14 protein-coding genes and 1 pseudogene are annotated in these 16,662 nt (G+C 61.9%); 4 read left to right on the top strand and 11 right to left on the bottom strand.

The features are described from left to right. The 4 genes from J3T95_RS06125 to J3T95_RS06110 all read right to left on the bottom strand — a co-directional run bounded on the left by J3T95_RS06125 (position 1) and on the right by J3T95_RS06110 (position 3,828). On the bottom strand, positions 1–1,101 hold the full coding sequence (locus tag J3T95_RS06125) for a histidinol-phosphate transaminase (RefSeq protein WP_267450884.1): 1,101 nt from the start codon (positions 1,099–1,101) through the stop codon (positions 1–3). A 119-nt stretch (positions 1,102–1,220) separates the two neighbouring features. Next, the gene (gene groES, locus J3T95_RS06120; protein ID WP_015022393.1) at positions 1,221–1,514 is read right to left on the bottom strand and encodes a co-chaperone GroES; all 294 of its coding nucleotides are present in this window, start codon (positions 1,512–1,514) and stop codon (positions 1,221–1,223) included. Between the two features lie 177 nt (positions 1,515–1,691). Next, positions 1,692–3,098: a hypothetical protein gene (locus tag J3T95_RS06115; protein ID WP_267450813.1), complete on the bottom strand. Its 1,407-nt coding sequence runs from the start codon at positions 3,096–3,098 to the stop codon at positions 1,692–1,694. 76 nt (positions 3,099–3,174) lie between these two features. Continuing rightward, positions 3,175–3,828: a GNAT family N-acetyltransferase gene (locus J3T95_RS06110; protein WP_220236293.1), complete on the bottom strand. Its 654-nt coding sequence runs from the start codon at positions 3,826–3,828 to the stop codon at positions 3,175–3,177. 37 nt (positions 3,829–3,865) lie between these two features. Here J3T95_RS06110 and J3T95_RS06105 point away from each other — a divergent pair, with 37 nt between their 5' ends. The 4 genes and pseudogenes from J3T95_RS06105 (at position 3,866) to J3T95_RS06095 (ending at position 6,449) form a co-directional block, all read left to right on the top strand. After that, positions 3,866–4,585, top strand: a complete 720-nt coding sequence (locus tag J3T95_RS06105) for a 5-formyltetrahydrofolate cyclo-ligase (RefSeq protein ID WP_267450812.1) — start codon at positions 3,866–3,868, stop codon at positions 4,583–4,585. A 101-nt stretch (positions 4,586–4,686) separates the two neighbouring features. Then, entirely contained in the window at positions 4,687–4,902 is a 216-nt protein-coding gene (locus J3T95_RS06100) for an FmdB family zinc ribbon protein (protein ID WP_267450811.1), read from the top strand. A 43-nt stretch (positions 4,903–4,945) separates the two neighbouring features. Beyond that, positions 4,946–5,317, top strand: a pseudogene (locus J3T95_RS09265) (SAF domain-containing protein); the annotation flags it as partial. Positions 5,318–6,038: 721 nt separating this feature from the next. Beyond that, entirely contained in the window at positions 6,039–6,449 is a 411-nt protein-coding gene (locus J3T95_RS06095) for an MscL family protein (protein ID WP_416378751.1), read from the top strand. A 9-nt stretch (positions 6,450–6,458) separates the two neighbouring features. Here the strand turns inward: J3T95_RS06095 and J3T95_RS06090 are convergent, their stop codons facing one another. The 7 genes from J3T95_RS06090 to rplJ form a co-directional block, all read right to left on the bottom strand. Continuing rightward, positions 6,459–6,692, bottom strand: a complete 234-nt coding sequence (locus J3T95_RS06090) for a hypothetical protein (protein ID WP_220236297.1) — start codon at positions 6,690–6,692, stop codon at positions 6,459–6,461. Then, a complete protein-coding gene (locus tag J3T95_RS06085; protein ID WP_267450809.1) occupies positions 6,692–10,402 on the bottom strand; it encodes a helicase in 3,711 nt (1,236 codons plus the stop codon). Before J3T95_RS06085 ends, J3T95_RS06090 begins: the two co-directional genes overlap by 1 nt. Before the next feature lie 8 nt (positions 10,403–10,410). Then, the gene (locus tag J3T95_RS06080) at positions 10,411–11,946 is read right to left on the bottom strand and encodes a variant leucine-rich repeat-containing protein (protein ID WP_267450808.1); all 1,536 of its coding nucleotides are present in this window, start codon (positions 11,944–11,946) and stop codon (positions 10,411–10,413) included. A gap of 259 nt (positions 11,947–12,205) precedes the next feature. Continuing rightward, positions 12,206–13,741, bottom strand: a complete 1,536-nt coding sequence (locus tag J3T95_RS06075; protein WP_267450807.1) for a glycoside hydrolase family 30 protein — start codon at positions 13,739–13,741, stop codon at positions 12,206–12,208. 52 nt (positions 13,742–13,793) lie between these two features. Then, a complete protein-coding gene (locus tag J3T95_RS06070; RefSeq protein ID WP_267450806.1) occupies positions 13,794–15,335 on the bottom strand; it encodes a glycoside hydrolase family 30 protein in 1,542 nt (513 codons plus the stop codon). 275 nt (positions 15,336–15,610) lie between these two features. Next, positions 15,611–15,991, bottom strand: coding sequence for a 50S ribosomal protein L7/L12 (gene rplL, locus J3T95_RS06065; RefSeq protein WP_015022403.1), 381 nt, complete (start codon positions 15,989–15,991; stop codon positions 15,611–15,613). A 99-nt stretch (positions 15,992–16,090) separates the two neighbouring features. Continuing rightward, positions 16,091–16,612 carry a 50S ribosomal protein L10 gene (gene rplJ, locus J3T95_RS06060; RefSeq protein ID WP_220236301.1) on the bottom strand — a complete coding sequence of 174 codons (522 nt, stop codon included), beginning with the start codon at positions 16,610–16,612 and terminating at the stop codon, positions 16,091–16,093. Positions 16,613–16,662: the final 50 nt, after the last annotated feature.

Here is a 16,662-nt window from a genome sequence, read left to right as displayed (position 1 = left end):
TTAGTCAGGAATCGGATCCTGCGGCAAACCCTGTCGACGCAGGTCGGCGCATACCTCCAGAACCCGGTCGTTGGCCTCCCGCTCCCCCACAGTGATGCGAATGCCCTCGCCAGGGAAGGTTCTGACCGACAGGCCTACGTCACGGAAACGCTGATCAGCCTGCGCGGCGGCCTGGCCCAGAGGCAGCCAGTAGTAGTTGGCGCGAGGTTCAGGGATCCTCCACCCTTGCTCTTGCAAACCAGCCAGGATTCTGGCCCGTTCCTGCTTGAGTGCCTGGACCCGTTCGGCCAGGCGATCCTGTGCGTCCAGGCTGGCCATTGCCGCCGTCTGGGCCACATCGGTGACGCCGAAGGGCAGGGCCACCTTGTTCATGCCGGCAATGATCGGCTCGGCAGCCACGGCGTATCCGATCCGCAGACCGGCCAGTCCATAGGCCTTGGAGAAAGTCCGGGCCGCTATCACATTGGGATGCTCACGCATGAGCGACAAACCGTCGGCTCTATCAGGGTCGTCATTGAACTGTACATACGCCTCGTCAAAGAGCACCGGCAGATCGGCGGGCAGGGCTTGTAAAAGCCGTTCGGCCTGGTCGCGATCGACGCTGGTCGCAGTCGGATTGTTGGGGTTGTTGACAATGACCAATCTGGTGTAGTCGTTGACCGCGGCGATCATGGCCTCGATGTCATGGCGTCCCTGCCTATCCAGAGGCACGGGCACCCCGGTGGCGCCGGCCATGGTGATGATGATGGGATAGGCCTCGAAACTGCGCCAGGGGTAGACCACCTGATCGCCATGACCAGCCACCAGATCAACCAGCTGGGTGATGACCTCCGTGGACCCGCATCCCAGCTGAATGCATGCTGGCTCCACCCCGTGCAGCTTAGCCAGCCGCTCCACCAGACGGGTGCCATGCATGTCCGGATAGCGGTTCAGGTGGCCCAGGGCCTGCTCGGAGATGGTCTGGAGCACGCCTGGCAGGGGCGGGTATGGGTTCTCATTGCTGGAGATCTTGTAGCTGGTCAACCCGGGAACGGCTGGTGCAGGGCTGCCCTGCCGGTATCCGGGCAGGGAATCAATGCTGACGCGATGACGATAGTACATGGGCACCATGCTAGTGGCCGCCATATGTCCCTGGGGCATCTGTTCCGCTGCACGGTCCCGACAAGACGCGAATGGCCCCTGGTCCTTGCGCAGGACCAGGGGCCACTATCACCGCCTCTTTACTTGAGGATGGCCAGAACGTCGCGCGCGGACACGATCAGGTAGTCCTCGCCGCCATAGTTGACCTCGGTGCCGCCGTACTTGGAGTACAGAACCTTGTCGCCAACCTTGACATCCATGGGGATGCGCTCGCCCTTGTCGTCGCGACGGCCGGGGCCTGCAGCCAGCACCTCGCCCTGCTGGGGCTTCTCCTTGGCGGTATCGGGGATGACCAACCCGGAAGCGGTCTTGGTCTCCGCCTCAGCCTGCTTGATGACGATCTTGTCTTCCAACGGTGTGAGTGAAATCGACACTGTGGACCTCCTACATCTTGTGAGAACAGCCAATGAACCCACGCCGGAACGTCGATGAGAGGCTGACGAACACTCACCACGCATTCCTTTGCGCTACAAGTCATAGTAGCGCGAAATTAGCACTCTGCCAACTTGAGTGCTAACGCTAGTGGTGAAAGAAGGTTCGCCGATTTGTCCTCAGGACTTGGCTGTCGGACGACGCCGGGCCAATATAGCCTCCACGCCGATGGACAGGGAGTCCTCGCTGCGATCGGGCGCCTCGACCTGGGCCTGCATCTCCCGCTTGTGGAAGTCGTCGGGTCGGCCATCGGCCTTCTTATGAGCCTTCTTCTGACCTGGCTGCTTCTTTTCGGGAGGACGGGCCACGGAGACCTGACGGGTGGACTTGATCTCCAGGCTGTGAGGAGCCTCGTCTTCGCTGTTCTTGCCGTCCTTGCCTGATCCCTCGTCACGGGCCGATCCCAAGGAGAAGGAGATCAGATCCTGTCCAGCCGCCGTGCCGAAGGCATCCAAGGCCGGAGAAGGGCTGATGCGCTCGAGCTCATTGGTGGCGTCGTCCTGGGCCTTAGCCAAAGACGACGAAGATGGACGCTTTTTGCCAGCAGACGCAGAGGCCGATCCGGACTTGTCTGTATGGGCAATGGCGGATTGAGCAGGCGTCGACTGCGGGGAAGCCGAGTGGATTGCAGGCTTGGAGGCAGTCTTTTGGGCCTTTGAAGACTTGGTGGTTGCCGGTTTGGAAGCCGTCGGCCCAGAAGCTGCTTGTTTGGCCGGGGTCCGTTCAGAGGCCTTCTCGGCGACGGATGGCCTGTTCGACGTATGCCCGGTCTTGGCAGCGGCCTTCTCGGTCGACGTGAGGGACCCGGCCGAACCCTTGGCCTTGCTGCTGTCGGCAGCCGGCTTGACAGGCTTGGCAGCATTGTGCCGTCTGGCCTTGAGGGCTGCCTGTTGATCAGCCTTAGCCTGGGTCAACGTCCGACGAATCTCATCCTGGTCAAGCACATCCGTAGCAGTTTCCGTGCGACCCTCATTCTTGGTCTGCACGGGCTTGCTGGCGGTCTTGCTCTTAGTCAGACTGGCCACCTGCTGACGACGCTGCCGGGCACGCCGCTGGGCTAAATTTCGCTCCCAGGCACGAGCCTGGGCTGAAGCATGCGCGCCGGCGGCCAACACCACTATCACCAACGCCAGAGGAATCAAAGTGAACCATGGGCTGTAGCCCAAGGAGAAAGAGAGCCCAGCCACCAGCAGGGTGACAGCCAAGAGGACAAGGACCAGGATGCGACGACGGCGTATGGCCGCGCGGCGCAACTGTCTGATCTGCTTGATGCGCTGGGCCTGACTGCGCCGGTTGCCATCCTGCTGCCCTTGCTGCATGACCAACCCTTTCACCGTCCTCGACTGCCTGTCGCAGAACCTCATGCCGTCTTCCCGCCCCACCATGTGCAGGGAGGTGGAAAGCCTGTCCTGGCGATGCTCCGAGGCCCGCTTCATACCCTTGACGGTGCGAAACGGCAGCCAACCCAGCACCAGAATCACCGCAATCACCAAAACCACGATGCTGCTGAGTGATTCATAAACCATAAGTACTACGTTAGTTGACGGTATGCCCCAAACAGCAAGTCAAACCCAGCGTGTCGACCATGTCCGCCCCAGAGTCTCATAGACGAGCCGGCAGATCGGGATCGAATTGGTCGCCAATCCAGGCAAAGGTCAGGTGGTCCCGCCACTGCCCGTTTACGTACATGTAGCTGCGGCGCAGCCCCTCCGGCTCCATGCCCAGCTTTTGGACTACACGCAGGGATCGCTGGTTCTCAGGCAGAATTGCCACCTCCAGACGGTGCAGATGGGGTCCCCTCCCGTCTCTGAAAGCCCAGTTCGCCAGCATGGCCAGGGCCAGGGGCGCGAATCCGTGACCGATCCAATCCTGGTCCACCCAGTAGCCCACTGTCGCTGTGCGCATGGACCCATAGCGGATGGCGCCTAGAGAAATCTGCCCAACGATGCTCTGATGAAACTCCATAAGAAAGACCGCTGAAGTGCCCTCCTGCCGGGAACGATCCAACTCCTGCATCCACTGGGCATAGGTCATGCCGGGTCCGTGGCTGGGATCCCCTGATTCCCACGGGGCTAGCCAATCGCGATTCCTCCATCGGACCGCGTTCCAGGCTGCCTGGTCACCCTCGCGGATGGGCCTCAGCAGGAAGTCCCCATGTCCTGGGGGCGAAGTCAGACGATCAGGCAGATCCAGGGCATGGTCCGAACGGGCTCGGGAACCCTGCCAGACTTGGCGGAAGGTGTGCAGAACCGACATGACTCCATGTTCTCACCAAACGGCCATGGAGGCAGGCATGCGTCCATTAGGGAGAGCCCATGCTGGTAGAACTGAGGGCATGAACGAGCAGGAACGCATCGATAAGGACAAGCAGGATTGGCGCGGCCGGCTGCTTGAAGCCCGACGGCGCATCGACCCAGCCCAATGCCGTGACGCAGGCCACAAGCTGGCTGGTCTGCTGACCGGCCGACTGCTTGCCAAGGTCGAGCGCTCCCGCAGCGACCAGAGCCTGACCGTGGCTGCTTTTTCCTCCATTCGGGGGGAGATAGCCATGGACCCAAGCCTGAACCTCCTGCTGGGCCGGGGCTACCAAGTGCTCGTCCCCATGCTTGGCACGGGCACCCAAATAGGTTGGGGACGCCTGCAATCAGAGCAGGATCTGAATGACATGAAGCGGATTCCCGGCTGGCGGCCGGACGAACCCGATATGCCAGCCCTGCCAGCGCAGGCCTTGAATCAGGCCGATCTGATCCTGGTGCCTGCACTGGCCATCGACCATGCCGGCATTCGTCTGGGTCGGGGCGGAGGCTGGTATGACAGGGCTTTGGAGCTGCGAGCAGAACAAACTCCAGTGGTGGGCATCTGCTGGCCCGGCGAATTCGTGGAAGTCCCTTTGCCCCATCTGAACCATGATCTTCCTGTGGATGCCGTCCTGACACCCGAAGGTTTCACGCCCACAGCCGCAGGTCTGTCACGAAGGCCCAGAGGGGACCATAATGGTGACGAACAAGATTGACGAGAGGCCCGGTGCCGATTCTTCTGGTCGAAGCCACCACTAGGATATTGGGTGTTGAACCAATCGTCGCGCGAACCGACCATCAGCGGAGGGAAAGAACGGTGCCCACCTATCATTATCGTTGCAAGAACTGCGGATACGACTTTACCAAGGAGCAGTCTTTCGACGACGAGTCAATCACCATCTGCCCCAAGTGCGGGCAGCAGCAGGTCCGCAAGGTCTTCTCCGCAGTGCCCATCGAGTTCAAGGGCCATGGTTTCTACCGGACCGACGGAGTCTCATCTTCCTCCTCTACAAGCTCCACAAGCGGCAAGTAAGTAGACCGAAAGGCACATTCGACCACATCGACCATGTGGACCCATGGGTCGGCCAAGATTCTGGCAGGCTGGGGGCATGGTCGATTTTTCTATCTTTACCAATAAGGACAAGCCCTCGGCTGCCGCTGGTCCCCTGACCCGCCGACGGCGGCTTTTTAAGCTGCGACGTGTGGGAGCTGCCCTGGCATTGGGGCTGGCAGTCTTCTGCGCCCTGCAGATCCTGGTCCAGGCCCAGGGCCGCCTGTCTATACTGGTCGCCTCGCGGCCTATTGCACGGGGATCAGCCATCGAGCCTGGCATGGTTGAAACGCGAATCCTGCATGGCAGGGAACGGCTGCCCGGCCTGATGTCCTCCTTTGGGCAAGTACGTGGGCGGCGGCTGATGATCAGCCTCCACACGGGGCAACCGCTGACCACGGCCATGATCAGCGTCAGACCGTCACAGCCACCCGGGACCACTCCGGTGACCATCCGCCTGGCCGACGATCCAGGGGACCTGCAGGCTGGCGACAAGGTGAATTTACTGGCCTCGGGAGACTGCCCAGCCGGTGCCGGCACGCATTCTGCGCAGCCGAGTTCTCTGCCGCCCTCCTCCGCGCGAGATCAGCCTGGCGCTGACAGGGAATCTGAGTTTCCCCATGTCCAGCAAGTCAACGGCCTGCAGACACCGACTCCCGGGCAGGCCCCAGGCGGCGGACGCTGCATGATAGCCGAGCACGCACTGGCTCTACAACCGGCACAGACCATCGCCAGGGATCGATCCGATCTTGAAGGACGGGAGGGCAGCCAGGTCCGGCAAGGGTCCCAGGCCGTCTTCGCCCTGGATGCCAGTCAGGCTCTGCTCTTGTTATCTCTGGATCCATCCACCCCGGTCATTGCCATCCGACCCGACAGAACTTCTGCATCGACACCCTCCAGCCATGTCGGAAAACCGAAACAATCCTGGGCCCGCGATAATGGAGGTGGAAGCAGCAGGCATGGGCGCTCTATGCCTCATATCAACCACGGAAGGATGCAGAATGGCCTCGATCAACCAGGTGGCGGCCAAGGATACCGCCGAAGCAGTCCACAAAATCTCGCAGATCAGCAACAAGGGCGTGCTGGGCGAATTCAAGCAGTTCATCTCGCGTGGATCCATGGTGGATATGGCCGTGGGCGTGGTTATGGGTTCAGCGGTGACCAGCGTGGTCAACGCCATCGTCAACAATCTGATCAGCCCCCTGATCGCCATGATCTTCGGCAAACCAGACCTGTCCGGACTCCTGACCATCACCTATCGGAACGCTACCATCTCCTTCGGCGCCATTCTGACGGCACTGCTCAACTTCCTCTTGATCGCCATCGCCGTCTACTTCTGCATCATCATGCCCATCAACAAGCTGCGGCAGCTGAGCCGGGCGGCCTCGGGCATCAAGGACCAGCCCAACGCTCCCAGCCCCCAGGACCAGAGCCTGCAGCTGCTACGCCAGATCGCCGATGACATCCACCAGTCAACGAGCGCAGACAACCAACAGGCTGGAACCGGACTGCCCAAGAGTCAGGACTAGGACCGACAGTCAGTCGCCGCGCTCATTAGGGAAGAGCCCCCAGTGAGGCGGCAGCTCGCCCAGAATCCTTCGATCTTCCTCGTCAAGGCGATCCTGTTTGCAGACCCGGTCCTGGGGATCCTCCTCTGTGCCATCAACATCGAACCGTTCCTTGCCCGGACGAACCACCCGCCGATGGCGACGCCGACGCGGAGCTGCAGGCCCACCGGACTGATTTCCGCAGTCCAGCTGATCGTCTTCCATCAACGCGCCTGCTGGTAGATATCGGCAAGACGGGCGACGATCCTGTCGGCTTCCTTGTCGGGGTTGACAAAGGCCGAAACGCTCCAGACGGTCATGACCGACCAGCCCAGATACTGCAAGTCCTCGGTGGTGAACCGGTGGCGCTCCCGGGTGGACTGGGTGTGCATGAACTCGGCATCGTCGGTCAGCACGGCCAGAGCATAGGGCTTGTTCTTGAGCCCCACCACCAGAGGAATTCTGGGCGCCTGGTCGTACCCATAATCCAAGGCCACATCCAGTCCCCGTGTCCGCAGCCGCTGGGCCAGATCCCTGAAGAGCACATTGGCGGACTGTTCGGCTTGCTCGGGCCGGGCAGATTCAGCGTCGGGATGCTCAACCCAGGTCAACAGATCCTTGAGCAGACGCGGCCCGGGCTGGTGAATGCGATCGTCCTCCAGGTCATCAGCCGAGAATGCCGCGACGATGTCCAGATTCCGATCCGGCAGGACCAGAGCATCCAACAGCATGCCCTTGCCCCCTTCGCCCTCCAGATCACCGAACTGCTGCAGAAGACGGCCGTGGGTGGTCTTGGCAAAGCCAAGAGTAAGGATCACGTCTGTAGCCCGGGCGCCGCAGACCTCATCAATGCCGACTATCCGTACATGCCGCAGGAATCTGGCGAAAACCCTGTCCTTGGCCGCTGCCGACTTGAGCTCGGCGCCCAGCCTGGAGCGGTGGGCTGCCGACAGGGTGACTACAGTCAGCAGATAACTGTTCGGCACCAGGGAGAAGGATCCGGCCTTGCGCTTGAGCATATCGACAACGGCAGCCACCTCCTGTTGACTGGACTCGACCAGCCCAGTGGCCATGACAGGGACGCCAGCGCCCTCTACCCTGGTCAGGGTTACCCTGCCAGGCTCCAGGCAATCGGGGACAGGCGCCGACAGATCCCCATAGCCATGATCCTTCAGGAAGGCATCCAACCGAATCGAACGTCGCGAGGGCCGGGCTTTGACGGTGACCGGGACCAGGTGGTCCACCAGCTGCAAGAGGCCATCCGAGGTGATGGTAGGCCGGTGGGCGATGACTGCCACCTGCCGGGCACGAGCCAGCACGGTCAGCACCTGGATGGAAGGCATGTGGGCTCCAGCATCAATGATGACCGTGTCGGCCAGCTGTGTCGGATTAGTCCTGGTCGCCAGCGTGGCCGGAGTCGCGATGATGATGGGCTTGGCCGCCGACAGGATGCCGGGGTGAGCCTGCTGGAAGACCGCAAGGGAGGCACCAGGGTTGCCGGCCAGCATGGTGTGCAGCTGATTGGCCTCCTGGGTGCGGGAGAAGAGCAGCTCAGACAGGCGCTTTTCGCTCTCCTGGGCAACCATGGGCCCAACGCTGGCCACGTGCTGGGCATCCACTTGACTGAAGCGGTCGGCCGCGTTGGACAGGGCGGAACCGTCCTGGTTGGAGATGATCTGCGAGGAGCGCATGATGTCGTCGAAGACCGTGGTCCACCAGGCCAGCTGCAGCTCGGCCCGCACCGCCTTGCCCTCGACCTGGCGGTTGCGCAGGTCCTGGACCAGGTCCTGCAGCCCTGCCTTGTTGAATTCGCCCTCCAGGGCGCAGCGCTCAGGCAAGGTATCCAGGGCTGTATGGTCGTCAAAGAGCGCCTTGAGCCGCTCCTCTACCTTGTTCAAGTCCATGGTCTCCAGATCGCCTCCAGCCGGAGTCGAAGCCAGGACGGTGTCCAGAGCCGTCATGTCGCGGATCAGGGATTCCTGAGTGTCGATGATGACGTCCAGCTTCGGTGGCAGGACCGGCCAGCCGCCGTGGGGGACGAAGGTCCGCCATTGCTCAGCCTGCTTGGAGACCACCACCAGCGACTCATGCAGATCCTCGACCTGGGCACCGGGCCTGAGCAGGCTCTTGGCCTCCTTGACCAGACGTCGGCGTTCCCAGAATCCCAGATTAGTGCCATTGGCCTTGCGATCAGCCTTGGACTTGGTGGCCTCGATCATGGCAGGAATGTCACGCTCGAAGATGGAAGGCTGGAAGACGTCCAGAACCCGGCGCAGGTTCTTGAGGACCACCACCTGCCGTCCCCAATCCTTGACGGTGGCCGGCACGGGGAATCCGCAGGTCTCCACAGTGGATTTGACTTGTTCGCGGGTGTCCGGCAGAAGCCGCTGCAGGAGGCGAACCACACGGGAGTATGCGTCCACGGCCTCGTTCTCGTTGACCAGGGTGGCCCCGAACCAAGGCGTGTCCTGGGGGCCAATGACGAATTCGCCCAGCTCGGCAGCCCTCTCCAGCTTGTCTGCCCAGGCATCCAGCTCGGGCTGCAGGTTGTGGGCCGTGGCCGCGCCCAGACGGACACGGGTGGCAGGGTGCGTAGGCATATTGGCGATGTTGGCCAGATTCTGAATGGTCTGGTAGGCCGAAACCCCCCAGCTGGAATCCACCCCATGCAGATCACCCAGGTAACGGGTCAGCCGGGAGCGGACGCCTACAAGCTCGTCAGCCACCTGATCGAAGTGTTCGCTGGCCTTGCCGGGTTTGAACCCCACTGCATCGATCAGCCGCTGGTCCAGGATCCGGCCAAGCTGATCGTCAGTCAGGTCAAGAGCCATGTCCGCCATCCCGGCGGCATCCAGACGATGCTGGAAGCGTCGCTTCTCCTCCACCACGCAGGGCACATAGAGCACGGTTCTTCCAGCAGTGACACAGCGCGAGGCAACGGCCAAGGCATCGTCGGCGCTGTGGCGGCCGGTCTGTTCATCCACAAGCACACTGTGCCCGGTCGCCACCAGCTGGGCGGCATAACGGACCCGGTTGTCCACATCCCCGGCCTCGAACTCGCTGTGAGGGTCTGCATCGAAGGGGCTGTAGTCGGGCACAGGTCCGCCCTTGAGCCGCTCGGAAGCTGCCTGGTCGCCAGCCAAGGCATCCAGCAGATCGTTGCCGGTGGACCCGGCGGCCATCCGGTCCAGAATCCGAAGGCTTTCGCCCAGCAACTGGGCCGATGGCTCGATGAAGCATCCCAGAACGATTTTCCGTTCAATAGCGAAGTCGCTGATATGCGGCGTGATCAGGGCCGTCATGTCCTTGAACAGGGACGAAGTTTCGGGGGTGCCGCCCTGATAGTGGGAGGCAGAAAACAGACGGTCCGGATCCAGGGTGATGCCCCGCTCACGCATGGCCGAGATCAAGGCAGGATTAAGGTCCACTTTGCCTGTGAATCTGATGGATGCCCTGGAAACCCCCTGCGTGCTCTCGTCGATACGCACGGGATAGAGCAGTACGGGCATGTCGCGCCCCTGCCAGGCAGCCACCCCCACCACCATGGAGAGCTGGGCGAAACCGCTGGCACGCTCCTTGGCAGCCTGATCGTCCAGAACCCGCTCCATTCGCCGGTGGGCCGCACGCAGCATGCCGCGGTCGCGGAAGAGCGCATCCAGATGGACCTGGCCGCTGGCGAAGAGCTGGGCGATGCCTGAAGGATGCGCATGCGTCAGATCCATCTGCGCCGCCAGTTGCGACACATTCTCCAAGGGGGTCAGACCCACCTGGTTCTGATAGTCCTGGCGCCATCCCCGGATTCGCTCCAGTGGAGTCAACGGGGCCTTGACCTCTTCTGCCGTGCGGTCGGAGGAAGAGCCAGCCGTTGACGCCTGTGCATCTTCAGCCCGTTTGTCCTCTTCCGATCCCCCGGTGCTCATTACCGTCTCGCTCATCCGTCCACTCACTTCCGCACGGCGTTCAGATATTCGTGATACCCGTCATTGTTGCGCAGGGCCGCATCGATGTCCTGGTCGCCCTGAGCCTCCAACCAGGCGTACAGATCATCATAGAGGGCCGGGTTCATCGCCAGAAAAGGCAGCAGCTGCCGATGCTTGGCCATGGCGAACTGCAGGGCGAAATCCTCGGTACGCTTGGCATCGTCGGAGCTCATCCCATCCACCACAATGGCCTCCTGACCACGGTCATAGTCACCCTTGGAGACCCGCTCAAAGACGGATCCGGGCTCGAAGGCCGGCTGATAACGCTGGCCATCACCCTGCTCATCTGCTGGCTGGGGACGCCGGGCTTGATCCGATTCCTTCTTAGACAGGCGGGCCAGCTCTACAGCTCCCAGCGGAGTGAACCCTTGGGCCGAGTCCGCTTCGCCCCTGCGGACGGAAGCTGGGCGATCGTCACGATGACCACGGGCGTCACGGGCATCGCCAGCATCCTGGTCGTAGCGATTCTGATCAGAAGCGGATTCAGCGAAACGGGAACGGCGAGCATCTGCGAAAAGGTCGCGGTCGACAGGCTGGCTGTCCTCCTCCTGGGTGCCGACCAGCGGCAGACCCTGCTCAGATTCGTGCTCCTGCCATGGCAGAGGCCGACGTGCTTCGCCACGAGCGCTCTGGGCCTGGAAGCCATCTGCGCGCCGGTCACCCTGGTCGGCATAAAACCTGCGACGGTCCGATTCCTGACCATCTGCTGAGCCTGCGTCGGCCGGCCCCCTGTTAGCCTGGCCACGCTCGGCTGAACCAGAATCGTCGGAGTACCGAGCTCGTGAGCCTCGCGAATCTGCGGACGCGGCTCCATCGGAGAAAGGCTGCGACGGATTGTCCTGCGAGTCACGAGCGACAGGGGCAGACCTGGGACGATCTTGTGAAACGCTGTCGGCCTCTTGGGAGGAATCGGCTGTTTTGGCGGCGCCCAGGGCCATATCGTGAAGGGCAGTGACTCGGTTGCGGACCCCGTCGGCCTTGAATATGCCAGTGGGCTCGCCGGCGCGCATGTCCAGAATGTCATCGACGGACATCTCAGCTGCATCAGGCTCCACCATGCCTCGGGGCTGTGTGGAGTATGAGAAGAGGTCGGGCACACGGGTCGAAGGTTCAGTCTTATCCTCTTCAGGATTGCTGATGCGCACAAAGTCGACGGGGACATCGCCGAATTGGAAACGAGCTGAGCTGCTGGACAGGGGGAAGGCGGCATCCACAGGCAGCCTGACCAGCGATCCGTCGGACTGGATCAGATAGGACCCGTTGGTGGAGCCCATGTCGCGCAGGGTTGCCAGACCGTCCTGGTCGACGGCGAAAATGGCATGTCGTTTGGACATGGATTTAGTTTGATCGGGCACCTCCAGACGACGCCGACCGTCATCGGCCAACGGACGCAGAGGCTTGCGGCCGATCTCGACGGTCTCGCCAGGCTTGAGCCGGGTCTCTTCCGCCCCATTGAACTTGATTATCCACACCTGCCCCGGTCGCCGATCGTCACTCACGTTTTCGACCTCCCAAATCTGCAGCCGCCTTCACTCGGTACTACCGCCTATTCTGTCATGAAACCCAGAGATAGGATTGATTGCGTGCCGAATTAACTGATAAAGGACACATGAAAGACTGACAGGCATGCCAGTGCAGCGAACCTCCCCTGCAGACAGGGCTTTGACAACGAAGCGATTGACCCGATCGACACGAAACGGCTGTCGCTCTTGCTCTGGATGCAACCGTCAGAGTCAATCAGCGGCCGCCGTCATCGGATCAGTCCTGGCCGTCCTCTCGCTCGTCGTGGTCGTCGGCGGGGTGTGGAGTCATATGGACGATGAATCGGTCATCCTCGGGCACCATGCTGCGGTTGAGGCGGTCGGAGTCTGACATGTGGCAGGAGACCGTCCCGAAAGCCGGTACGCTCACCGGTCGCCAGCAGGCGCCCCAACCGTTGACAGTCATGGCCGCCCGGATGGGCTCTCCTGTCGGATTATAGAGGATGGCGCTGAGCTCACCGTCGTCGCGAACGAAGGCGACCGAGCCCATACCGCCGGTCCGGCCGTCACATGTATGGCTAGTGGAGGCCACCCTGTGAGCGCCTACCGGCACGTCCTGCCCGAAATTGCGGAGCATGAAATATTCCAGATTGCGTTTGACCCCGCCAGTTCGGGAATCGACGGTGATGACCCCACGCCGGCCCATGGTTCGTGCCCAGCTGGGCAGACCCTGCTCATCCAGGGCCAGATTCCACAGATCGATCATGCCCACGCCCTGGCGGACCAGTCCGATGCCGATCTCTCCGAACATGACATGGCTGGCCTCGTCCACCCGCTCGTCCAGCATGCAGCGGCGCTCACTCATGACCGAACGCCATCCGGGGAACTGCCTGGTGGCGTTCACGACCCACTTGGGCAGGCCGGAATATGTGTGCATGGCCGTCCCGGCGAAGCTCAGGGCCTCGACAGGGGTCATGTAATCGCTGACTGGGCGGCTGAAGAACCTCAGGCCGTCATCGCCGAAGAAGATCTCCACCTCGGGAAAGCTGCGGTCCAGTGCCGGACGCAAATAGTCTACGCCCCAGCGCGCCAGCTCCTCGGGGGTCCAGGTCGTCATGGGCCAGGGCGGAGTGTTGGAGGGTTCGTTCTGCATGGTCACTGCTGCGATGGGAATCCCCAGCTTCTGGTAGGCCTCGATGAACCGCACGAAATAGCGGGCATAGGCCGCATCGACCGTGTCACGTGAACGGTAGCCGTTGCCGCAGTATTGCCCCAGCCGCAGACGCCCAGCCCCGTCCAGCCGACCGCTGTCCTTCATCCAGGCGGGCGCGCTCCAAGGCGAGGCCAGAATCCGCACGCCCGGGTTGACGGCCATGATCTCCTGAAGGACGGGGACCACGTACTTCATGTCCCTGGTGGCTTCGGGCGAGCCCGGCTTCCCCTGCCCAATGGAGAAGTAGGCCATATCCGGATCAGACAGCACCCCCTCGGGAAGATCATCATAAGAGTAGTAGCGCTGACTGGAGAAGTCGCAGGACCCCATGGAGATCCTCAAGGCGGAAAAGCCCGCCTGGGCCGGATCGAAGAGCTCGCTCAGAATCCGATGACGTTGGTCGGCATCCATGGCTGTCATGAACAGGTAGGCACTGGAGTCCGTCAGGGCAGCTCCGGCCCCCTCCCAGTACTGGTAGCGTCTGGTTGGATCAATGACAATGGGGACGGCTGCGCCGGGGCCATTCGTCGTCCCCGGAATTGTTATCGGCTCTCGCCGCTGGGACAGATCCCCTGCCGTCGCGGTCCAGATCTCCTTCATGTCCGTGCGTCTCCTTCCGCCGGCTTCCTTCCCGGCATCACCAATCCGGCCTTCAGTCCTGCCCGGGAGCCTTGTCATCCACAGTGTGCTCAGGCAGCTGCAGGGCGAAGTCCTCATCATCGGGCACGGCAGAATCGTTGATCCGCTCGCCCGTCGTCGCGTGCATGGTCACGGTCCCCCAGGCGGGCACGGTCACACACTGCCAGCGGTCCCCCCAGCCGTTGATGGTGACAGCCGCCTTGACTGGCTTGCCCGTGGGGTTGTAGATATGAGCAGCGATGGATCCGTCCGGCGCCAGGAAGGCCACGGATCCCAGAGAGCCGCTCCAGCCGTCCGGGGTGTAGTTGCTGGAGTCGATCACCACCGAACCGGGCTCCACGTCCTGGCCGAAGCTGCGGAGCATGAAATACTCCAGATTCCTACGGACCTTGCCGCTGCCATGATCGATGGTGACCACCCCGCGTCTGCCGTCGGCGCCGATCTGGTTGGGCAGTCCCCGCTCGTCCAGGGCCATGTTCCACAGGGCGATAAAGGAAGAGCCATGGCGGACCAGCCAGTTGCCGATGACACCGGACATGATGTGAGCAGCATCCTCAGGGGTCTGGTCCAGCATGCAGCGGCGCTCGGTCATGCCGTAGATCCACTGTGGATAGACCCGGTTGGCATAGTCCAGATTCGGATAGTCGTTGTCATAGGTATGCAGGGTCAGACCGTCGATGGAGCGGGCCTGCTCGGCGGTGACATCCTTGTCGACCGGTCCGGTCAGGCAGTGCCCCGAGTCATCGTTGATGAAAATGCGCACCTGGGAGTGCCGCCGATCAAGCGCAGGCCGCAGGAAGCGGTGCGCAAAGTCGGCCTGCTGGGCCAGAGTCCAGGTCATGGCTGGCCAGGGGGCGGCGTTTGAGGGTTCGTTCTGCACAGTTACCGCCCAGATAGGGATGCCTATGGCTTCCATCTCATCGATGTAGCGGGCGAAGTAACGGGCATAGACCCCCTCTATGGAGTCCTCGAGCGGATCATAGCCGTTGCCGGTCCAATCCCCGAAACGCAGGTGACCACCCATGCACAGGTGGCCGGTGTTCTTCATCCAGGCCGGGGCGCTCCAGGGCGAAGCGATGATCTTCAGCGCAGGATTGATGGACAGGATTTCCTGGACGACAGGGATGATGTACTTGTAGTCCTTGGTGGCGCCCGGAGCACCCGGCTCGCCCTCGCCCAGGGAGAACCTGACAAGGTCCCTGTCATGCTCGCCGCAGGGAATGTCGTCGTAGGTGTAGTAGGGCTGGGAAGACGGCTCGCAGGAGCCCAGCGGGATGCGGATGACCGAAAAACCGCCCCTGCCGGGGTTGAACATATCGTCCAGAAGGGCATGTCTTTGCTGCGCGGATTGGCTGCCCCAGATCAATGAGGCCGCGGCATCGGTGATGGCGGCTCCAGCCCCGATCCAGGGCTGATGGCGCTGGCAGGGATCAATGACGATGGGCTTGGCGTCCCTAGGCTTCTCCCCTATTGGAGGGGCTTGCAGAGGCCTGCGTCGATCGGTCAGATCTCCGGAGGTCACGGTCCAGAACTGGTTGGTGAAGGTGGTGGTCATGATTGCTCTCTCATTGTCATATCTGGGCATCGGCGTCACGGTCGATAGGACAGGGTCCAGTCTAGCAGCGAATCCAATCATGAACAAACCATTTCGATCAACTTCGATCATTGCGATTGCGAGTTCATACTAGGGCCACGACTGCAGAGCGCATGTGCCGACACATAGCGCAATCACCCCGCGCGCACGGTCGACAAGATGCATAAGGAAAAGCCCCGCACCGTAATTAACGGTTTGGGGCTTTTCAGCATACAAAGGCTCAGAAGAGCCGATGACTACTTGAGCTCGACGGTCGCGCCGGCCTCTTCCAGCTGGGCCTTGGCCTTGTCGGCATCCTCCTTCTTGGCACCTTCCAGAACGGTCTTGGGGGCGCCGTCGACCAGAGCCTTGGCGTCGGCCAGGCCCAGGTTGGTGATGGCCTTGACAGCCTTGATGACCTGGATCTTCTTGTCGCCGATGGCGGAGAGCACGACGTCGAACTCGGTCTTCTCCTCCTCGGCCGGAGCAGCAGCACCGGGGGCAGCAGCGGCCACAGCCACAGGGGCGGAGGCCTCGACGTCGAACTCGTCCTCGAACTTCTTGACGAAGTCGGACAGCTCGACCAGAGTCATTTCCTTGAACGCGTCGATGAGCTCGTCAGCGGAGAGCTTGGCCATAATGGCTTCCTTTCATTTGTGGCGACCGGCATTCTGGTAGACCGATCACCGAACATCTTTTTATGCTTACCGTATGAATCCGGGCCAATGGCCGTGGACTCAGGCGGCCTTTTCCTGCTTCTCGCGCAGGGCGTCGAACGTGCGCACGGCCTTGGTAGGCACAGCGACGAACAGGTTGGCGGCCTTGGACATGGTGCCCTTGAGCGCGCCGGCCATCCGGGAGAGCAGAACATCGCGGGATTCCAGATCCGCGATTTTCTCCATGGCATCCGCGTCAGCGACAGCTCCATCAATGAAGCCGCCCTTGACAATCAGTGCCGGGTTGTCCTTGGCGAAATCACGCAACGTCTTGGCGGCATCGACGTAATCACCTTTGACGAAGGTGATGGCGCAGGGGCCGGCAAGCATCTCATCGAGACCCTTGATTCCAGCCTCTTTGGCCGCAATCCGGGCTAGCGTGTTCTTCGCCACGTTGTAGGAAGTATCGCGGCCTAGCTTGTTTCGCAGATCGGCGACCTGCGGAACACTGAGCCCGCGGTACTCGGTGAGGATGATGGCATCGGCGTCACGGAACTTGTCCGTCAGCCTGGCGACAGCCTCTTCCTTTTCGGGCCTTTTCATGGCGTTCCTTCCTAGACAGACCTCTGGAGGGAGCCGGACGACTGAGCATG

Origin of the sequence: Bifidobacterium sp. B4079 (assembly GCF_026537385.1) — a bacterium.
Taxonomy (GTDB): Bacteria; Actinomycetota; Actinomycetes; order Actinomycetales; family Bifidobacteriaceae; genus Bombiscardovia; species Bombiscardovia asteroides_I.
This window is presented reverse-complemented; position numbering and strand designations above follow the sequence as displayed.

Coding starts and splice junctions, on each gene's coding strand:
- J3T95_RS06075 (WP_267450807.1), bottom strand. CDS start 13,741: ATGAAGGAGATCTGGACCGCGACGGCAGGGGATCTGTCCCAGCGGCGA.
- J3T95_RS06085 (WP_267450809.1), bottom strand. CDS start 10,402: ATGAGCGAGACGGTAATGAGCACCGGGGGATCGGAAGAGGACAAACGG.
- J3T95_RS06105 (WP_267450812.1), top strand. CDS start 3,866: ATGCGTCCATTAGGGAGAGCCCATGCTGGTAGAACTGAGGGCATGAAC.
- J3T95_RS06090 (WP_220236297.1), bottom strand. CDS start 6,692: ATGGAAGACGATCAGCTGGACTGCGGAAATCAGTCCGGTGGGCCTGCA.
- rplL (WP_015022403.1), bottom strand. CDS start 15,991: ATGGCCAAGCTCTCCGCTGACGAGCTCATCGACGCGTTCAAGGAAATG.
- J3T95_RS06115 (WP_267450813.1), bottom strand. CDS start 3,098: ATGGTTTATGAATCACTCAGCAGCATCGTGGTTTTGGTGATTGCGGTG.
- J3T95_RS06070 (WP_267450806.1), bottom strand. CDS start 15,335: ATGACCACCACCTTCACCAACCAGTTCTGGACCGTGACCTCCGGAGAT.
- J3T95_RS06095 (WP_416378751.1), top strand. CDS start 6,039: ATGGTGGATATGGCCGTGGGCGTGGTTATGGGTTCAGCGGTGACCAGC.
- J3T95_RS06125 (WP_267450884.1), bottom strand. CDS start 1,101: ATGTACTATCGTCATCGCGTCAGCATTGATTCCCTGCCCGGATACCGG.
- J3T95_RS06110 (WP_220236293.1), bottom strand. CDS start 3,828: ATGTCGGTTCTGCACACCTTCCGCCAAGTCTGGCAGGGTTCCCGAGCC.
- rplJ (WP_220236301.1), bottom strand. CDS start 16,612: ATGAAAAGGCCCGAAAAGGAAGAGGCTGTCGCCAGGCTGACGGACAAG.